General features: G+C 45.7%; 17 protein-coding genes and 1 pseudogene. 4 read left to right on the top strand and 14 right to left on the bottom strand.

Annotation, left to right across the window (positions count from 1 at the left end; genetic code table 11):
* The first annotated feature begins 5 nt into the window (after window positions 1-5).
* On the top strand, window positions 6-1,283 hold the full coding sequence (locus tag WOA13_RS10020) for a methanogenesis marker 16 metalloprotein (RefSeq protein WP_342127770.1): 1,278 nt from the start codon (window positions 6-8) through the stop codon (window positions 1,281-1,283).
* Here WOA13_RS10020 and comE read toward each other — a convergent pair.
* The 11 genes and pseudogenes from comE to WOA13_RS09965 all read right to left on the bottom strand — a co-directional run bounded on the left by comE (window position 1,252) and on the right by WOA13_RS09965 (window position 12,343).
* Window positions 1,252-1,815 carry a sulfopyruvate decarboxylase subunit beta gene (gene comE / locus WOA13_RS10015; RefSeq protein WP_342127769.1) on the bottom strand — a complete coding sequence of 188 codons (564 nt, stop codon included), beginning with the start codon at window positions 1,813-1,815 and terminating at the stop codon, window positions 1,252-1,254. The two genes, WOA13_RS10020 and comE, sit on opposite strands and share 32 nt — an antisense overlap.
* Complete coding sequence (gene comD, locus WOA13_RS10010; RefSeq protein WP_342127768.1) at window positions 1,812-2,309, bottom strand: sulfopyruvate decarboxylase subunit alpha; 498 nt, start codon at window positions 2,307-2,309, stop codon at window positions 1,812-1,814. Before comD ends, comE begins: the two co-directional genes overlap by 4 nt.
* Before the next feature lie 4 nt (window positions 2,310-2,313).
* Complete coding sequence (locus WOA13_RS10005) at window positions 2,314-2,940, bottom strand: (Fe-S)-binding protein (protein ID WP_048206034.1); 627 nt, start codon at window positions 2,938-2,940, stop codon at window positions 2,314-2,316.
* Between the two features lie 3 nt (window positions 2,941-2,943).
* Entirely contained in the window at window positions 2,944-3,645 is a 702-nt protein-coding gene (locus WOA13_RS10000) for a GTP-binding protein (RefSeq protein ID WP_342127767.1), read from the bottom strand.
* On the bottom strand, window positions 3,642-4,406 hold the full coding sequence (locus WOA13_RS09995) for an ATP-binding cassette domain-containing protein (protein ID WP_342127766.1): 765 nt from the start codon (window positions 4,404-4,406) through the stop codon (window positions 3,642-3,644). Before WOA13_RS09995 ends, WOA13_RS10000 begins: the two co-directional genes overlap by 4 nt.
* Window positions 4,407-5,660 carry a cysteate synthase gene (locus WOA13_RS09990; protein ID WP_342127765.1) on the bottom strand — a complete coding sequence of 418 codons (1,254 nt, stop codon included), beginning with the start codon at window positions 5,658-5,660 and terminating at the stop codon, window positions 4,407-4,409.
* 186 nt (window positions 5,661-5,846) lie between these two features.
* On the bottom strand, window positions 5,847-6,080 hold the full coding sequence (locus WOA13_RS09985) for a cytochrome b5 domain-containing protein (RefSeq protein WP_342127764.1): 234 nt from the start codon (window positions 6,078-6,080) through the stop codon (window positions 5,847-5,849).
* 46 nt (window positions 6,081-6,126) lie between these two features.
* On the bottom strand, window positions 6,127-6,450 hold the full coding sequence (locus WOA13_RS09980) for a sensor histidine kinase (RefSeq protein WP_342128029.1): 324 nt from the start codon (window positions 6,448-6,450) through the stop codon (window positions 6,127-6,129).
* Window positions 6,451-6,840: 390 nt separating this feature from the next.
* Window positions 6,841-8,808, bottom strand: a pseudogene (locus WOA13_RS09975) (PAS domain-containing protein); the annotation flags it as partial.
* Window positions 8,809-9,122: 314 nt separating this feature from the next.
* Window positions 9,123-11,120, bottom strand: coding sequence for a PAS domain-containing sensor histidine kinase (locus WOA13_RS09970; RefSeq protein ID WP_342127763.1), 1,998 nt, complete (start codon window positions 11,118-11,120; stop codon window positions 9,123-9,125).
* A gap of 89 nt (window positions 11,121-11,209) precedes the next feature.
* A complete protein-coding gene (locus WOA13_RS09965; RefSeq protein ID WP_342127762.1) occupies window positions 11,210-12,343 on the bottom strand; it encodes an aldo/keto reductase in 1,134 nt (377 codons plus the stop codon).
* 130 nt (window positions 12,344-12,473) lie between these two features.
* Between WOA13_RS09965 and WOA13_RS09960 the strand changes: the two genes are divergently transcribed.
* The 3 genes from WOA13_RS09960 to WOA13_RS09950 all read left to right on the top strand — a co-directional run bounded on the left by WOA13_RS09960 (window position 12,474) and on the right by WOA13_RS09950 (window position 14,298).
* Complete coding sequence (locus WOA13_RS09960; protein ID WP_342127761.1) at window positions 12,474-13,076, top strand: IMPACT family protein; 603 nt, start codon at window positions 12,474-12,476, stop codon at window positions 13,074-13,076.
* A gap of 48 nt (window positions 13,077-13,124) precedes the next feature.
* Entirely contained in the window at window positions 13,125-13,652 is a 528-nt protein-coding gene (locus tag WOA13_RS09955; RefSeq protein WP_342127760.1) for a GNAT family N-acetyltransferase, read from the top strand.
* 154 nt (window positions 13,653-13,806) lie between these two features.
* Window positions 13,807-14,298: a phosphate-starvation-inducible PsiE family protein gene (locus WOA13_RS09950; protein WP_342127759.1), complete on the top strand. Its 492-nt coding sequence runs from the start codon at window positions 13,807-13,809 to the stop codon at window positions 14,296-14,298.
* Between the two features lie 52 nt (window positions 14,299-14,350).
* Here the strand turns inward: WOA13_RS09950 and WOA13_RS09945 are convergent, their stop codons facing one another.
* The 3 genes from WOA13_RS09945 to WOA13_RS09935 form a co-directional block, all read right to left on the bottom strand.
* Window positions 14,351-15,613 carry a serpin family protein gene (locus WOA13_RS09945; protein WP_342127758.1) on the bottom strand — a complete coding sequence of 421 codons (1,263 nt, stop codon included), beginning with the start codon at window positions 15,611-15,613 and terminating at the stop codon, window positions 14,351-14,353.
* Window positions 15,614-15,690: 77 nt separating this feature from the next.
* Entirely contained in the window at window positions 15,691-16,275 is a 585-nt protein-coding gene (locus WOA13_RS09940) for a metal-dependent hydrolase (RefSeq protein WP_342127757.1), read from the bottom strand.
* Window positions 16,276-16,306: 31 nt separating this feature from the next.
* The gene (locus tag WOA13_RS09935; RefSeq protein WP_342127756.1) at window positions 16,307-16,453 is read right to left on the bottom strand and encodes a hypothetical protein; all 147 of its coding nucleotides are present in this window, start codon (window positions 16,451-16,453) and stop codon (window positions 16,307-16,309) included.
* Window positions 16,454-16,700: the final 247 nt, after the last annotated feature.

The following is a 16,700-nucleotide window of genomic DNA, read 5'->3' as shown; positions in this document are numbered from 1 at the left end:
GTCATATGGAACGCAGTATTGAAAGTATAAATGAACGCATCGGAAAAGGCGAAGCTGTTGTGCTCACTGCACAGGAGGTCTGTGAACTTACGGACCGTGGCGAAGATATCGAAAAGGTGGATGTTGTGACAGCAGCGACACGTGCCATTATGAGCGGTACCTATGCTATCCTCTCTTTCCCTGTGGATGCACCCTGCAGTTTCCTGCGGGCAAAGGAAGTCTATATGAACGGAGTCCCTGCACACACGGGTCCGTGTCCCAACGAAAGGCTGGGTATCCTTGACCTGATGCTCTTTGGTACGGATCACAGCCTTGATGACCACCACTATGGTGCAGGTCATCTCTTCCGTGACCTTGTAGCAGGGAATCCTGTGGATGTAAAGGTGGTCACAGATGGTGATGTAACATTCACAACACAGGTTACATTAGCCGATATGCCATATGCCATGATGTATGGTACACGTCATGCTTTCAAGAACTATTCCGCTTTTGTGAACACTTCCGATGACACAATTTCTTCCATATTCCATGCAATGGACTTCGGCCCAAGGCTTACCGAGGCCACTATCTCCGGCTGCGGGCAGATCAATCCTGTGAAGAACGATCCACTGCTCCAGTCCATTGGAATCGGGACACGCATTCTCATGAACGGCTCGGAAGGTTTCATATTGGGCTCCGGTACCCGCAGTGCCAAAGAGAAACCAAACCTTACGGCCTTTGCAGATATGCATGACATGGACCCTGAATACATGGGTGGTTTCTTCACTTCAGCCGGTCCGGAATGTATTGTTTCCTGGGCTGTACCGATAGCTGTTACCGATCCTTCGGTCGTTGATGCGATAACCGAACGTGACAGGCAGATCAAAATGTCAGTCATGGCCGTGGACAAAAGGGCTTGTGTTGGATATTCCACGTATGGTGATGTGTGGGAAGATGTGGACCTGGAGGTAACGTTCGCTCCTGATGAATGCATCAACTGTGCTTTGTGTGAGCCTCAGGAGAACTGTCCGATGGCTGCTATCAGTTTCGAAGAGGACAATGTAAAACTTGACAGGTATGCATGTTTCAACTGTGGCCTGTGTATGACCCTGTGTGTTGGGGATGTTTTCACAGGTAAGATGGGTTCCATCAATTTCGAGCTGGGTGATTATTCGGCCAACGTTCCTATCGTATTGCGCCAGTCTGACAAAAAGAGGGCACTGGAGCTGTCAGAAAAATTAAAAGAAAGGATTCTGGATGGCTCATTCCGTCTTACTCAGATGGTCGAGCACATTCAGTCATGAAGCGCTCGATTATCTCTTCAGGGGAAAGGCAGATCACGGGTACGGATGCATTTCCAGGATCCACGCGTACAACGAGCACTCCCCTGTCAACTTCTTTTAGCATCTTTTCGAGATCATCTTCGTTATCCACTGTGTGAACTTCGTCGATTCCTGCTCCTTTTGCAACAGCACCAAGATCTGTTCCAAGGGATGTGGCTGTAGGCTGGTCTCCGGTGGAACCGTAGGTTCCGTTGTCAATGATAACAAGCAGGTAGTTCTCAGGTTTCTGGTGTGCAATGGTGGCAAGGCTTCCCATGTTCATGAGGACTGAGCCATCACCGTCTATGGCAATGACATGTCTTTCAGGGACAGCAAGGGAAAGTCCGAGGCCAATGGATGATGAAAGTCCCATGGAGCCAAGCATGTAGAAGTTTCCCGGCTTGTCTTTCAGATCGTGGAGTTCCCTGGAAGGATAACCAATGTTGGCTACAATGAGTGAGTTCTTCTCCTCTGCCTTTCTGGCTATCATTGAGATCGCATCTATGCGTTTCATTCTGCCTCCCAGAAACCGATCTCGAGAAGGACGGCAACAGGCCTGCCTTTATCAGCTGCGATGTTCCATGCATGGATTATTGCATCTTCCACGTTGTCTATGGTTGGTACTACATACGGTATATCCATGGAATCGAGCAAAGACGGTGTAAGCTGGCCCATAGGTACCTGGGCACAGATGGTCTCACCTTCAATGCCCCTGTGGCTCATGATCAGAACCAGCGGGATGTGGAATAATTTATTAAGGGAGGCAAGTGCGTTGATGGAGTTCCCAAGTCCTGAGTTCTGCATTAGCATTGCAGGTACCTTCCCTCCCATGTAGGCTCCGGCACATATTCCTACGCCTTCTTCCTCGCGGGTTACCGGAACATGGATTATGTTCGGATCATTATCTATCATTGGAAGTATGTCTTTCAGGTTGACGCAGGGTACACTTACAACAAGGTCGATGCCTGCCATCCTCATACCATTGAATACAGATGTGCTTGGGTCCATTTGATCACCATACCTTCAGATCGATCGCTTCGATCCTGACATTTCTTTCCTCAACACCGACAACAATGCCTGAATGCACTTTCTGCATCATGCAATGTGTGGGAATGAACTTCACTGTTTCACCAACTCTCGGGATACGTCCTGTTTCTACTTTTCCGTCAAAGGCGAAGATAAGGCATATTCCTGCATCGATGAACTCAACCTCCTCATTTCCAAGGCGCTGGATAGGGCCCACCATGTGGATGGTGTTCATTCCACGGGAGGCTTCGATGACCTTTGCGAAATGCGTAATGGGGCAGCCAAGTGGTCGGTACCTTACAAGGTCACCTTTTTTCATCTCGGTACCGTCAATTGGATGGATGTCCTCCCTGCATGTGGGTTCGCCATCAAGGGGTGCAAGGGTGAAATCTGCTTCCAGCCCGTCGATTACACCGATGATGTTCGTGCTGTCAGACCTGTCCTTTAAGATCTCTTTCAGCTTCTTCCTGTTCTCGGCGAACTGTTGTTTTCCCAGAAAAGGGCAGAGTCCTATGTCCTCTGCTCTTCTCATGTTATCTGCAAGATCGCGGCATTGTTTGTATCCGCATTTGCCACAATTGTATCCCGGAAGCAGTTCAAGTATCTCCTGCATTGTTCATTCTCCCTTGTATTCCATCAATCCGTCGAGGTGGCGGAGAACTCCCATGTGGAATTTGCGTTCAACGCGCTTTTCACCACTGCAGAGGGTACAAATGGCAAGTGGCGGGTTGTACCTGAGGGTCATATCCTCAATATCTGCTTCAGCTCCTTCCTCGATAAGCTCTGCAAGTTCGATGGCACCTTTTCCGCTAAGTCCGTTAGCTTCCACAACCATGCATTCAGGGTTAACTTCCAGTACCCTTTCCCTGAACACCTCACGTTCTGCCTGTGAGACGATATCTCCCTTTGTCATGACAACTATATCTGCTGTCGTAAGAAGTGGGCCGACCTTCAGTGGGGTGTTCGGACCGGTTGTCACATCAATGACACAGACGGCCAGGCAGGAGTCTGGATACGGTGCACACCTCAGGCACAGTCCTGCGGTCTCATTGAGCAGTACATTGGAACCTTCTTCTTCCGCCCACTGGAGCATGGGCTCAGTATTGTAAATGGTAAAATGGTCCGGGCACATGTCCCTGGCAAGACCTACCCTGATCGGGACTTCAAGTCTTGCGAACCTTTTGTCATCATCTGTCCAGAGACAGTCCACCTTGACCACTGCAGGCTTGTTACCTCGCCTTTTCAGGGCCCGTATGGTATGAAGTAATACGGATGTTTTTCCGGATCCCGGGGTTCCTGCAACAACTACGAGTTTCATACGACACCTTCCACGACCTCTCCCCTGCGAATGATCTCACGAAGGTCCATCATCCAGTTGTCGACCTCTGAGACACGATCTCCCACATTCTTTTCTTCGGTGCTTGTTGTGATTATATCGTTCATTCCTCCGTTCTTTATGACTATCCTGCGGGATGCCATGAGTGCAAGAACAGGGTCATGTGTGACAACCACAACGATCTTTCCCTCTCCGGCCAGAAGTTCCAGTGCTTCCTGCTTCTTAATTCCTGCATTCTCAATCTCATCGATAAGCACGATGGGTGAATCGCTGATCACTGCGATGTCGGCGGTCATAAGGGAGCGTGATTGGCCACCACTGAGAACGGTAAGCGGCTCATCCTCGCGGATGGGTTCTCCTGTAAGCGTATTTGCAAGTTCGATGACCCTGTACATAAGTTCAGGATCCTTTCCGCGGCTTCTGGCATGCATCTGCAGGAACTCGGAAACTGTCATGTCAGCAAGGAAATGCATGTTCTGGGATAGCTGTGCGATGAGCTTCAGGCGCGGGTCAACTCTCATCTTTGTATCGGGTTCTTCGTCATTGATGAGTATCCTGCGGCCGGTGGGAGTGTCTCCCTGTGCCAGCTGTTCTATATCATCGATAAGCGTACTTTTTCCGGAGCCAGTTGGACCAACTATGCCAAGGATATCTCCGGGGTTCACTTCCACCCTGTCGATAGCTTCCTTTGTTCCATCCTTGTTAATGCCTCCGATGATCGTCAGTTTGATAGAATTGCTCATTCAATAACCTCCTTTGTAAAAAAATTCGGAAACCTTTCCCAGGATCTTTTTCTCAGAATCCGGGTCTTCAGGGGATACGCTAAGCCCGACATCCAGTTGTTTTGTAGCAAAATCTTCTTCAAGTCTTTTTTGTCCGCCACCGGTTATGTTCAACACGATACTGTCATCGTCATTGATCTCCCCGGTCTCCACAGCCTTGATCAGTGCAGCACAGGCAACACCCGGTGCCGGCAATATATCAATGCTTTCGGTCTCTTCAAAAAGCTTCTGTGCATCTTCGGCTTCCTTGTTAGTGATACCGTAGATTATCCCGTTAGTGTCATCAAGTGCATCCTTTACTCCGCCACTGGCTGAGTATGGTGGTTTCCTGTTGTAGAGCACATCGTCATGCATCTCTTCAGGGCAACGTCCGGTAAGTTCCATACCGGTCCATAATGAGTAGAGCGGAGCACATGGCAGGTTCTGGGCAAGATGAAGTCGTGGCATGTTGTTGCCGAAGCGACCGTCCTCTAGGAGTCTCATTGATGCTTCCCAGACCGAGATGCCACCTGTTCCGCTGCCAACTGCCTGGAAATAGTGTTGTGGGAGGCTTCCTGTAGTGAGCACAGCATCCAGCATCACGGTTGCCATGCCGTCCCTTCTGGCAACGTTGCGGGCACCACCCTCACTTACAAATCCTTCTTTTGCTGCTATCTTTTCTGCCATTGCGATAGCCTGGTAGTAGTCACCTTCCACAGTGACAGTACATATGGATGATGTGTCATCATTCGTTGTCCACAGGCGGTGAATGCTGTTCTTTGGTACTATCAGCAGCAACTTCTGTCCTGTTATGGATGCCACATGAGCAAAGGCTCGGGCTGTGTTGCCGGCAGATGCGACCACCATAATACGTTCTTCATCCCTCTCTATCAAACGCTGCATTGTGGGGAAGGACTCGAGGTCCTTGAAGCTGCATGTTTTTATGAAGGCCTCTTTTTCAGGCCAGTATCCGTTAAAAGTGATGTTCAGGTCGTTAAGCCCAAGTTCTTTTGCAAAACCTTCACTCTTGTATGTCACAGGTCTTCCGGTACCTTCTTCTATGATACCATTCACCGGTAGCCAGTCGATATATCTCCATATCCCTGGCAGATCGGCCGGTTCGATCTGTTTTTTGGAATATTCTGTACGCAGTAATGCATCACCATTTTTACAATGTAATGCGTATGGGTCCTGCACTTCTCCACATTTCGGACACTTAACGACATACTTTCTCATGCCTTCAAGTCGGAAAATTTGTTTATATATTTTTCCATTAATCAGGCAAAAATTGCCGTTTTAAGCCAGAGGGACGAAGGAGTGTCTACTATCAGGAAATATGATTGTAAAAAATTAATATGTGTATTCCGGGCATTTCCAATAATGCCCGGGAGTAGCCTTAAAAAGACCATTAATTAAAAAACCTTATTCTACCAATGTACCGACAACAGGGAAATCTTCCATAACATCATCGTCATGGGGTGAATCGTCCATTTCCTCTGTAAGGTCAATTCCACCTTCATGCATTCCCTGATGATCTCCCTCATCCCATAGCATGCTTTCAGTTACATCGTAGACCTTTCCCTGATATGCTATGTAGCACTTTTCTCCGTCCTGACCATTGTATTTTGCAAGTTGTTCCTTTGTAAATTCTTCCACTTCAATAACCTCCGTTTCAATTATTCTATTTTGTTTTAATATTGAATTAAGCTTTCTTTAACGTTACCCAGAAAACACTTCCCGGACCGTTCGGGTTGTCTTCCACTCCAACCTGTCCGCCATGCAGTTCGACTATTCTCTTGACAATTGCGAGACCAAGTCCGCTTCCCTTTATATTGCAATCTCCAACTGCTCTTTTGAAGCGGTCGAAGACCAGCTGCTTGTCCTTATCTGCAATGCCTTCTCCGGAGTCCGTAATTGTGATCTTCCAGTGCTCATTCCGGTCCTTTACTCCGATCTTTATGTCCTTATTCTCAGGGCTGTACTTTACAGCATTTGATACGAGGTTCGCGAATACTTCCTCGATCATCATATTGGCAACAGTATCACATTTTCTATCGTTCTCAAGCACGATCTGTATGCTTTTTTGTGCAGCTTGGTATTCGAACTGGGATGTACAATCATTCAGGACTTTCATAAGATCTACTGTTTCAAAGTTTATCTCGTCCATTGATTCCAGTTTGGCAAAAGCTGCCACACAGTCAATAAGCTCGATGAGCTTCCTGTTCGTGTTCTCTATCTTTTCCAGTTTTTCCAATTTATCTTCACCATCTTCTTCTGCAAGCAGAAGACAGGTATATCCGTCGATGACTGTTGCATGGTTCAGGATATCATGGCTTAGTATATCTGTAAAGATGCCTTTAAGCTCGTTCGAGCGCTCAAGCTGTTCTGTATATTTCCTGAGTATCTCCTCATTTTCCTTGATCTCGGTTATATCTATTATTGCTCCGACCAGACCGGCAGTCTCCCCGTTGAGGTCCGTGAAAAGGGATTTGTTGAACATCACTCTTCTTATTGAACTATCAGTCTGCGATTCGGTGGATGATTCGTAGACCTGTATTCCGCCTTTCTCGAAAAGCTCGTTATCCTTTTCATAGTATTGTATTGCAAGATCTTCGGGTGCAATATCAAATACCGTTTTACCAACAAGGTCTTCTTTCTTAATTCCGATGAAATTCTCAAATGCCTTGTTGCATCCAAGGTATGTTCCATCCTTATTCTTGTAGAATACGGGGACCGGGACTGCATCGATGAGTTCCTGAAGGAAGTGGAAGTAGGTCTTCTGTACCTTTTCAGCCTCCTTCCTTTGAGTGATGTCGTTTCCAATGGCAATGGATCCGATGACTTCCCTTTTTTCATTGACAAGGTTTCTGGAGTTCCATGATATAATGCGTTCTTCGCCATCCTTTCTTATGATGGTGGTCTCGAGCCCTGCTACCCGCTTGCCCTGTTCCAGAATGGCCTTAGCCTCTGCAAATATCTCTTTGCGATATTCTTCTTCAGGATATAGAAGTTCCCAGATCCTGTCACTACCAATGATCTCTTCCCTGGAATACCCGCTTATTTTTTCTGCAGCATTGTTCCATATGACAACTTCTGCCTTTTCGTTAAGGACGTTAAGCCAGATATCCGCATTTTCGATAACTGTCTGCTGGAACTGGGTCAGGTTGCATATCTTCTCTTCAGCCAATAGTTTCTCAGTGATATCCTCTACTGTGAACGTGATCCCAGCAGGCGGATCCTGGGGGTCTACAAGTGCAAAGGTAAAAGCAACGTTGATCTCTTTTCCATCCTTGCGTATCCATCTGCCCTGTGTTTTGAGTGGTTCCTTTGTCCTTATCATGCCCTGCAACAGAGCACCGATCCTGTAGTACTCATCATCATTGGGGTAGAGGAACCGGGTATTTGTCCCGATTATCTCTTCCCTGGAGTACCCGACAAGATCGCACATATTGTCATTAACATCCCTGAACACCCTGTCCCATACAACTCCGATACCTATTGGGGTTGCAAGGAATGCGCTCCTGATCTTTGCTTCCTTTTCCCTGATGTCCTTCTCATATTTTTTAAGTTCTGTAATGTCCTGCAGGGTGTATATGATCCCTCTTGACGTGTCTTCACTGTCCAGAAGTGCGAGTTTCAGGGAAATATCAATGATCTTTCCATCTTTGTTTACGAGCTGTGTATCTATTGTATGCGTCTTTCTTTCCCTTATGACGGCTTCAATTACTTTTCCCACCTCTCTGTAATGTTCATCAGATGGGTAGTACATGCGGGTGTCTTTTCCAATCACAGCATCTTTTGAGTATCCAAGTATGCGGTAAGCTTCTTCATTAGCATCCATTATCTTTCTGTCATAGGAAAACCCGATGCCTATGGGAGCTACATCGAAAAGGCTACTTATATGCCTCTCTTTTTCTTTTAATGATTCTTCAGCACGCTTTCTTTCTGTGATCTCCAGTTTGAGCTTTTCATTGGCTGCTTTAAGCTCAGATGTCCTGATCTCCACGAGCTCTTCGAGATGATTCTGGTATTTCTTGAGTTCGTCCTCTACAGCCTTGTGCTTTGTTACATCCCGGAGTACGCCTATCAATCCCCGGGAGTTCCCGTTTTCATCGCTCTGGAAGTGGGGGTAGTTCTCTATCCAGTGAATATTTCCTTCACTATCAGGCATCCTGAATGTGATGGAAGGGGCATTTTTATTGATCATTGCTTTCTGGAAAGCAGCAACTATCTTTCCGCGGTCTTCCGGATGAAGGTAATCTGAAAATGGAGTGTTCTCCATCTCTCCAGGATCAAACCCATATCTTGTGATCTGGGGACTGATGTAAAGAATTATGCCTTCTTCATTTGTAATATAAACTATATCCTTGGTGTTCTCGATAAGGTATCGATATTTAACCTAACCTTTGTTAACAAGATCCTTTATGGAAACGTAGTCTTTGGTATCTTTTTCTATAGTTTGCCCCCCGAGCAGTAGAAAAACAAAACAGGATATTATTATGCTCATGTCATGTATATAACTATAATTGTTCCCGGGAGCTTCATAGTAAAAAATAATATATAAATAGATACAACATATTGAAAAAAATCTTTGAAATGTAGCGTCAAATATGCAGATAAAATTAAGTTTTAAAGATGTGCCCTTTCAAAGCCCTGCAACCATGAAGCTTTTTTGAACCTTTAAGCTAGAAAAAGATCTCAGGCTTTCCTTAAAGTTACCCCGAATACGGTTCCATTGCTTTCGGAATTATCCTCCACACTGAGAGATCCTCCGTGCAGGTCGACGATCCTTTTGACAATAGCAAGTCCCAGCCCCGTTCCTTTGACACTGCCTTTTTCCAGCCGCTTGAAACGGTCAAAGACCAGTGATTTCTCATCATCCGGGATACCTTCTCCGAAATCGGTGACGGTGACCTTCCATTCCTGGTCTTTATCAAGGATATTCACAATAACCCTTGAGTTATCCGGGCCATATTTTATGGCATTTGATATGAGGTTTGCAAAGACCTCTTCTATCATGGGATTTGCCAGTGCATTATATGTTCCCTGTTCCGGATATTCGATAACAACTTTCTTTTGGCTGGCTTGATAATGGAAATTTTTAGAGACATCTTTTAACATACCTGAAAGTTCGATGGATTCGAATTTGATGTCTTCGATGGTCTCGAACTTTGCAAAAGAGGCCGCAGACTCGATAAGTTCCATAAGCTTACGGTTACTCGTCTCGATGTTCTCCAGTTTACTTATCTTCTTCTCATCCTTTTCCATTTCCAGCAGCATGTAGGCAAACCCGTTGACAACGTTCGCATGGTTCAGGAGATCATGGCGCATGATGTCGGTGAAGATATCTTTAAGTTCGTTGGAATGTTCAAGTTGTTCAGCATAATCTTTCAGGATCATCTCTGACCTGACACGTTCGGTGATGTCAAGAAGAACGCTTATAACTCCCAGGACATTCCCTTTTATGTCAGTGAAAACAGATTTGTTTACAAGAATATTGTGTTTTTTCTGGTCGCTGGCATAGGTAACTTCTTTTTCGTAGGTCCTTGTTCCCCCGGTTTCGATGAGTTCCATATCTGTATGATCCGGTTCCCCTATCAGTTCATCTACATGTAGCTCGGATGCCAGCTTTCCGATCATATCCTCTTTTCTGACACCTGAAAAGTTCTCAAACGCCATGTTGCATCCCAAATATGCCCCTTCCTTGTCTTTGTAACATATAGGCGCAGGGATCGCATCAATGAGCTCCTGCAGGAAGTGGACATGCTTTATCTGCATCTCTTCCGCTTCTTTCCTTTTGGTAATATCATTTCCTATGCCGATGGTTCCTATATTCTCTCCTTTTGTGTTCAGGAGTTTTTTATAGTTCCATGAGACTACACGTTCTTCGCCATCCTTTCTGGTGATGATGGTTTCCAGGTCGGAGACTTCCAGTCCTTCCTCGATTATCCTGGCTATTGTCGAGAATACCTCTTCGCGATATTCTTCATCAGGGTAAAGTTTTTCCCAGATTCGGGTACTTCCGACGACTTCGTCCCTTGAATAACCACTTATCCTTTCTGCGGCGTTGTTCCATATTACTACCTCAACGTCCTTGTTAAGGACATCAAGCCATATGTCAGCGTTCTCAATGACGGTTTGCTGGAACTGGCTGAGCCCGGTAACTCTTTCTCCTGATTTTTTGAGTTCCTCATTCTCTTTTTTGAGCTCTTCATTGGAACTTATCAGCTCTGCATTCCAACCCTCCAGTTCTTCATTGGAGTTGTCACGGAGCTTCTGGAGTTCCTTTTCCATTGAGATCTGTTCGGTGACATCCTTCATTATGCCGATGATCCTGGAGTTCTTCCCGTTAGCAGCTTTCTGGAACTCAGCATGGTTCTCGATCCAGTGCTCTTCGCCATCTTGGTCAAGGACCCTTAGAAGTGTGTCAAAAGGAGTCCTGTCAGTCATCATCTTCCGGAATCCGGATGCAAGTATCTCACGATCTGATGAATTGATGTATTTGAGAAAATGGGTTTGATGCATCTTTTGGGAATCCAGCCCAAATTTGCTTATCTGGGGACTGATGTAATCTATCACGCCGTCAGAGTTCAAAATATAGAATATGTCGCTTATGTTCTCTATGAGGAAGCTGCATCTGTTCTCTTCCACGTCCAATGCATTATGCATCGTGACACTCTCTACTTGACCTGTCATTTGGGGCTGCCTTCCAAAGAAGAAATATTATACTCATTATTATGATTACTTAATTATATATGAATTTTTTTAAGTATGTATCTATTTCTTCAGTTCTCAAGAACTTTTGATGCGTGTTTCAGCATTTCCTGTATGGAAATATGCTGTGGGCATTTCTCTTCGCACAATCCGCATTCAATACATCTTGATGCCCGCTCCTCAGGTGGTACGAACATCTCGTAGTGGTGGCGTGCCTTTTCAAGGTTGCCGTAAATAGAGGCACTGTTGAGGTAGGTGAATGCAGCAGGTATGTTAACGCCAGATGGGCAGGGCAGGCAGTATTTGCAGTTGGTACAGTTGACCTCGGTCTTTTCAAGATACACTTCACGGACCTTACATATTAGGTCGTGCTCTTTCTCTGAAAGCCCGCCTGCAATCCCTTCTTCTGCATAGGCAATGTTCTGTTCTAGCTGTTCGAAATTGCTCACTCCGCTCAGGACAATGCTGACCTGCGGCTGGTCCCAGAGATATTGCAGGCACCAGTTTGCAGGTGTGCGTTTAACATCCGCACTGTCCCATATCCGCTGCACATCATCAGGGACCTGTACAAGACTGCCTCCGCGTAGTGGTTCCATGATGGCAACACCAAGTCCCTTCTCAGCAGCATACAGAAGGCCTTCCTTTCCTGCCTGGTAGTTCTCATCCATGAAGTTGTACTGTATCATGCAGAAGTCCCAGTCATAACCGTCCACGATCTCTTTGAACACAGAGATGTCGTCGTGGAAGGAGAACCCGATGTACTTTATCTTACCTGAAGATAGTGCACTTTCAATAAAGTCGAACATTCCCAGTTCCTTCATCTTTTCCCAGTGACCTCTTGTGAAGCCGTGCATGAGGTAAAAATCGAAATAGTCTGTCTGCAGCCTGCGGAGCTGTTCGTCAAGGAAGCGGTCCATATCTTCTCTCTTTTCCACAAGCCAGAGGGGCAATTTTGTAGCCAGGAATACCTTCTCACGGTAACCATTGCTCAGGACCTTTCCCACGAAAGGTTCGCTTTTTCCTTCGTGGTAGGGGTAAGCGGTGTCAAAATAGTTCACGCCCTTTTCGATGGCGTATTCTATCATCCGGGTTGCCTGCTCCTCATCGATCCTGTCCTCTTTTCCATCGATCACAGGTAATCTCATACACCCGAAACCAAGTATTGAAACATCCTCTCCGGTTCTTCCAAATTTACGGTATAACATCTTATCCCTCTATTTTATGTAATATCAGCTATCTCTTGAGGTTGCACGGTATTGCATCTGATCTCTTCTACAGGTTTAATGATAGATGTTTACCTCTTATTAATATTCACTTTGTTGTACAGGTGATCCCTTGTATCGAACGGTCAGATCTGATGGTGTTGCTGAAAAGGAGTTAAAGAACTCTGTCTTCATAGGCCATGCCATTCCCATAAGGAACGAAGAGGATGCAAAGGCCTTTGTAAATTCCGTAAAGGAGCGATACAGCGATGCCAATCACAACGTCTCTGCCTACCTTATCAAGAACGGCAGCACCCTCGTGGCAAAGTATGATGATGACGGCGAGCCTGCAGGTAGCTCCGGAAAACCGGTGTTCAAGGTGCTGGAGCTTAAGGAGCTTACCAACGTGGCGGTGGTGGTGACCCGCTATTTCGGTGGGATCAAACTGGGTTTCGGAGGCCTTTCCAGGGCCTATCGTGAGGCGGCGGTTGCAGCCATTGAGGGGGCAGGGATAATTGAGGTGCATGAAACGGTGACCCTGGAACTGAAGGTCAGCTATTCCGACATGCAGCCTGTGAAGAAGCTGGTGGAAGAATGTGGGGCCGTGCTGGATGAGAACTACTCCGATATCGTGGAGCTGTCTGTGGAAGTGAGAAAAGGGACAGAGGATGATCTCATCTCACGCATCGCAGACCTGACAAGGAACAGGGCTACTGTATCCTTTACTGACAATTGATCCCGGTATGTCCGGCAAAATATTTATTTCAGGCACTCTATCTTTTTTTTGGGATCAGATATGCTTGTAAGGAAAGAAGAGGACAACGATTATCTCGCGATCACAGAGGTGAACGATCACGCATTTGGGCAGGAAAATGAGGGGCGGCTTGTTGTGAACTTAAGGATGCATGCCGATTTTGTTCCCGAACTTTCACTTGTCGCAGAGGTCGATGGCAGGATAGTGGGTCACATTCTGTTCTTCCCAGTGAGGATCGTTGATGACGGGAAGGAATTCGATACTCTTTCACTTGCTCCTATGGCAGTTCTCCCTGACTTCCAGAGGCAGGGTATTGGAAGTGCCCTAATAAAGGAAGGTTTAACAGTGGCAGAGAACCTCGGATACAGGTCGGTTGTGGTTGTGGGTCACCCGGAATACTATCCTCGCTTTGGTTTCAGGCCCGCATCAAACTGGGGTATCCGTTCTCCTTTCGAGGATGTGCCGGACGACGCGTTCATGGCAATGGAGCTTGTTGATGGTTCATTGGATGATGTAAGGGGTGTCGTGGAGTATCCTGAGGAGTTCTATGAGGTGTGAGGTCCTTTGATCAGGGAACTTTTCGGAAAAGGATGATCAGTTTTTTGTTCCTACTTTTTCTATTTATTCTATTTACTTTATGTTCGTATCTATATTCTATCCAGATAAAATCCATATACCTATCTGTCTATTCAACGCCTGAGGGTCATTGTCCATGACTCCTCCTTCAGGTAACAACATGATAGACAACACTAAGATATTCAGAAAGATCATCGATTCAATAACCACGGTCGTATTGTACATCCTTCTCCTTACGCTGGTCGTCGGGATGGGAATTACCTTGCTGGAATTGAGATTCACGGCCTTCACATCCCTGGATCTCGGATTTAATCACATGGTCTCCAGTGTCCTTACAATTTTCATACTGATCGACCTTTTCAACATATTTGTGGATTACCATGAGCATGAGCGCATCAAACTGACATACGTTACTGATGCCACCATCTTGATAGTCATGCGCGAGATCGCCGTGGGCATGTATGCAAAGGAGTTTGATTCAGAGTTCATCCTTGCACTTTCAGCACTTATACTGGTGCTGGGAATTGTGCGTGTCCTTGCTATCAGGTATTCTCCTGAGGAGATGCATGATATAGTGCCGGAATTTATGAATGGGAAGAAAAAAGAAACGGAAGCCGAAGTGGAATGACAGTCATGCGGACTGTTCATCCTTCCACTTGCTTTTAAAGATCATTTGGATCTCATTTTGCTGTAATCTCATCGTACTCCGGATGTTCAACCTTCCCCATGAAGAGGATGCACCCGGTCCTTTTGTCTTCGATGAAGAACATGAAGGGGTGGTCTGCCCTGAACTCTTTTATGATAGGCTCATCGACCATGGCGCAGTCGACTGCTTCAACTGCTGTTGCAGCAGCGGCTTCTGTTCCTTTCTCCTGCACGTCGATAGATGCCTGATGGATCACTTCTGAGATTGTCAGGTCCGTTTCTTCAGTTATTCCGGAAAGGCCGAATTTAGTGAATGCATCAGTTAATCCCATACTTATAAGTGGACTTGATAGCTCTTTTTTAGTCTGGAATTTGAATTTTGGCAACCATATGTTGACTTCATGCTCCTCCTCCATTTCTCTTTTTAGCTTCTCATAGTCATGGGAATTGAAATTATTCTCAAGAGCTTCAATGTCGTTATCATTCGGAAGTACAATGTACATTGAAAGGTCATCCCCCTTGTAGGGGAGTTCCAGTATCTTTGTTTCCGGGGTTTCACCATAACTGAACTTCCTTATGGCATACATCATGTCTGTCTGGATCTCCTCGCCGCCTGAGAGATAGAAAGTTTCTTCGCTCGTCCTGTGCTCCATGAATTCCTCTTTCCATTTACCATTGAAATAAATGGCATTCGTGACCACAAGCTTGGTGTGCCCGTCAAATGAGTGTCCGTTGATGAGGTCCTTTATCTTGTTGTTGGTTTGCTCTTCGACCCACTCATTGACCACCCTTGCAGATTCTTCAGGCCTACCTTCAAAATCAAGCTTCTCGACATCTCCATTATAATATTCCTCGATGTTCTTCTCGTAGTCAGCTACAAGTCGCTGATCTTCCCGTAACCAGAGTGCGTTCGCAGTTTCCAGCTCGTAGTCATTGGAATTCCGGTTTACAGTATCAATATAGTCTTTAGCGGCAATTCTCAGGACGTTTTTGTCAAGAGGATAATAGAGCACCTCTGCCATTTGCTGGTGCGTTGTTCCCTCAGCTCCTTCATAACAGATCGCCATTGCAGTGAAGATGCTGTAAGGGGATATTAGCAGGTTCTCATTGCTTCCGTCCTGTAATTCCGAGTACAGGTCAAAGGCAAAGGCATTGTTCGCAGCAGCAAGGTCATATTCCTCAACAGAGCGTGCATTTATGGTGGTGTCCGGGTCTGCCTGTGTATTTTCGATGCAGCCGATGCAGGTTAGTGAGATTGTTAGAAGAAGGATTGCAAGGATCGTTTGTGTTGGAGTCATAAATTTACAATGTCGTCCACATTGAAATATTTTGTCACCATTTAATAAAAATGTGGGTTCCATGAGTCAGCACAAGGTCACTTCTCAGACCGATATCTGAACTCAAAACCAAGGTGACTCAGTGAAAACAATGCAAGCATTATCACAAAAGAGATGAAGAGAACCACCACATAGGATGAGAGCATATAATAGATACGATTCATACATGCCAATTCTACATCCACACGTGAGAAGACACTAAACGCTATATCTGATATCGGATAGAAATAATATATCCTTGCTCCGGCAAGGTCATCAAGCAACAGGTGTGAAAGGGATGCAGACTCGGCGAAAAGTCCCACATACAATGCTCTGGCAAATTCCCTATATATCGCATATCCAATAAGTACTCCAAACAGGAGTGCAGAGAAGCTAAACAGCAGTGAATGCGTCGGAACTAGTCCTACGGTGGTGTGTTCCAGAGTGCCGTGTACCAGATAATTATATGGGGCAGTGATGTCCGGATAAAGCGCAAAAAAACTACCTATTAATAATAGCAACAGGAGACGCGGGGTCTGTTCAGTTGTGATAGTCCTTCGAAGGAGTCCTGCAACAGTAGTATAAACTGCTACTGCACAGATGCAGAACACGAAGAACATTACGTGCGCAATCGGATATGGCATGTTAGTAGATATGATGCGTATGAGTATAAATTTATCCGATGTTGGCTTCTTCCTGAGCTATCTCTCTTATCCTTTTGATGATCGATTCCAGCCCATTCGATCTTGCAGGGGAGAGATTTGATCTCAGGCCGATCGACTTTTGAAGACTGTTTGGGTTGATATGTCTTTTAGTTTTCAATATCATTAAATTTCAAAATTATCATTTATTCAATTTATTTTCGACTTGTCTCATTTTGGCTGAAGTAACAGCTCAAATCTCTGCAAAAATCACTATCAGAAACCCATGCGACTGCCGGGATTCGAACCCGGGTCCCAAGCTTGGGAAGCGACAAAAAAGCAACAACAATAGGCATGATTTCTTCAAATTCACTGCATTCAAATGAAGTGTATATGATTGATTATGCAGCCACAAAAAAAGATTTTGG

Origin of the sequence: Methanococcoides sp. LMO-2 (assembly GCF_038432375.1) — an archaeon.
In the GTDB taxonomy this organism is placed as follows: domain Archaea; phylum Halobacteriota; class Methanosarcinia; order Methanosarcinales; family Methanosarcinaceae; genus Methanococcoides; species Methanococcoides cohabitans.
The sequence above is the reverse complement of the archived record's forward strand: the minus strand, read 5'-3'. Positions and strand labels throughout refer to the sequence as shown.

Bases quoted from the DNA above. Each gene is read 5' to 3' on its own strand.
- WOA13_RS09950 (WP_342127759.1), top strand. From the start codon at position 13,807: ATGACTCCTCCTTCAGGTAACAACATGATAGACAACACTAAGATATTC.
- WOA13_RS09995 (WP_342127766.1), bottom strand. From the start codon at position 4,406: ATGAGCAATTCTATCAAACTGACGATCATCGGAGGCATTAACAAGGAT.
- WOA13_RS10000 (WP_342127767.1), bottom strand. From the start codon at position 3,645: ATGAAACTCGTAGTTGTTGCAGGAACCCCGGGATCCGGAAAAACATCC.
- comE (WP_342127769.1), bottom strand. From the start codon at position 1,815: ATGAAACGCATAGATGCGATCTCAATGATAGCCAGAAAGGCAGAGGAG.
- WOA13_RS10005 (WP_048206034.1), bottom strand. From the start codon at position 2,940: ATGCAGGAGATACTTGAACTGCTTCCGGGATACAATTGTGGCAAATGC.
- comD (WP_342127768.1), bottom strand. From the start codon at position 2,309: ATGGACCCAAGCACATCTGTATTCAATGGTATGAGGATGGCAGGCATC.
- WOA13_RS09970 (WP_342127763.1), bottom strand. From the start codon at position 11,120: ATGACAGGTCAAGTAGAGAGTGTCACGATGCATAATGCATTGGACGTG.
- WOA13_RS09940 (WP_342127757.1), bottom strand. From the start codon at position 16,275: ATGCCATATCCGATTGCGCACGTAATGTTCTTCGTGTTCTGCATCTGT.
- WOA13_RS09965 (WP_342127762.1), bottom strand. From the start codon at position 12,343: ATGTTATACCGTAAATTTGGAAGAACCGGAGAGGATGTTTCAATACTT.
- WOA13_RS09990 (WP_342127765.1), bottom strand. From the start codon at position 5,660: ATGAGAAAGTATGTCGTTAAGTGTCCGAAATGTGGAGAAGTGCAGGAC.
- WOA13_RS09980 (WP_342128029.1), bottom strand. From the start codon at position 6,450: ATGATCGAGGAAGTATTCGCGAACCTCGTATCAAATGCTGTAAAGTAC.
- WOA13_RS10020 (WP_342127770.1), top strand. From the start codon at position 6: ATGGAACGCAGTATTGAAAGTATAAATGAACGCATCGGAAAAGGCGAA.
- WOA13_RS09945 (WP_342127758.1), bottom strand. From the start codon at position 15,613: ATGACTCCAACACAAACGATCCTTGCAATCCTTCTTCTAACAATCTCA.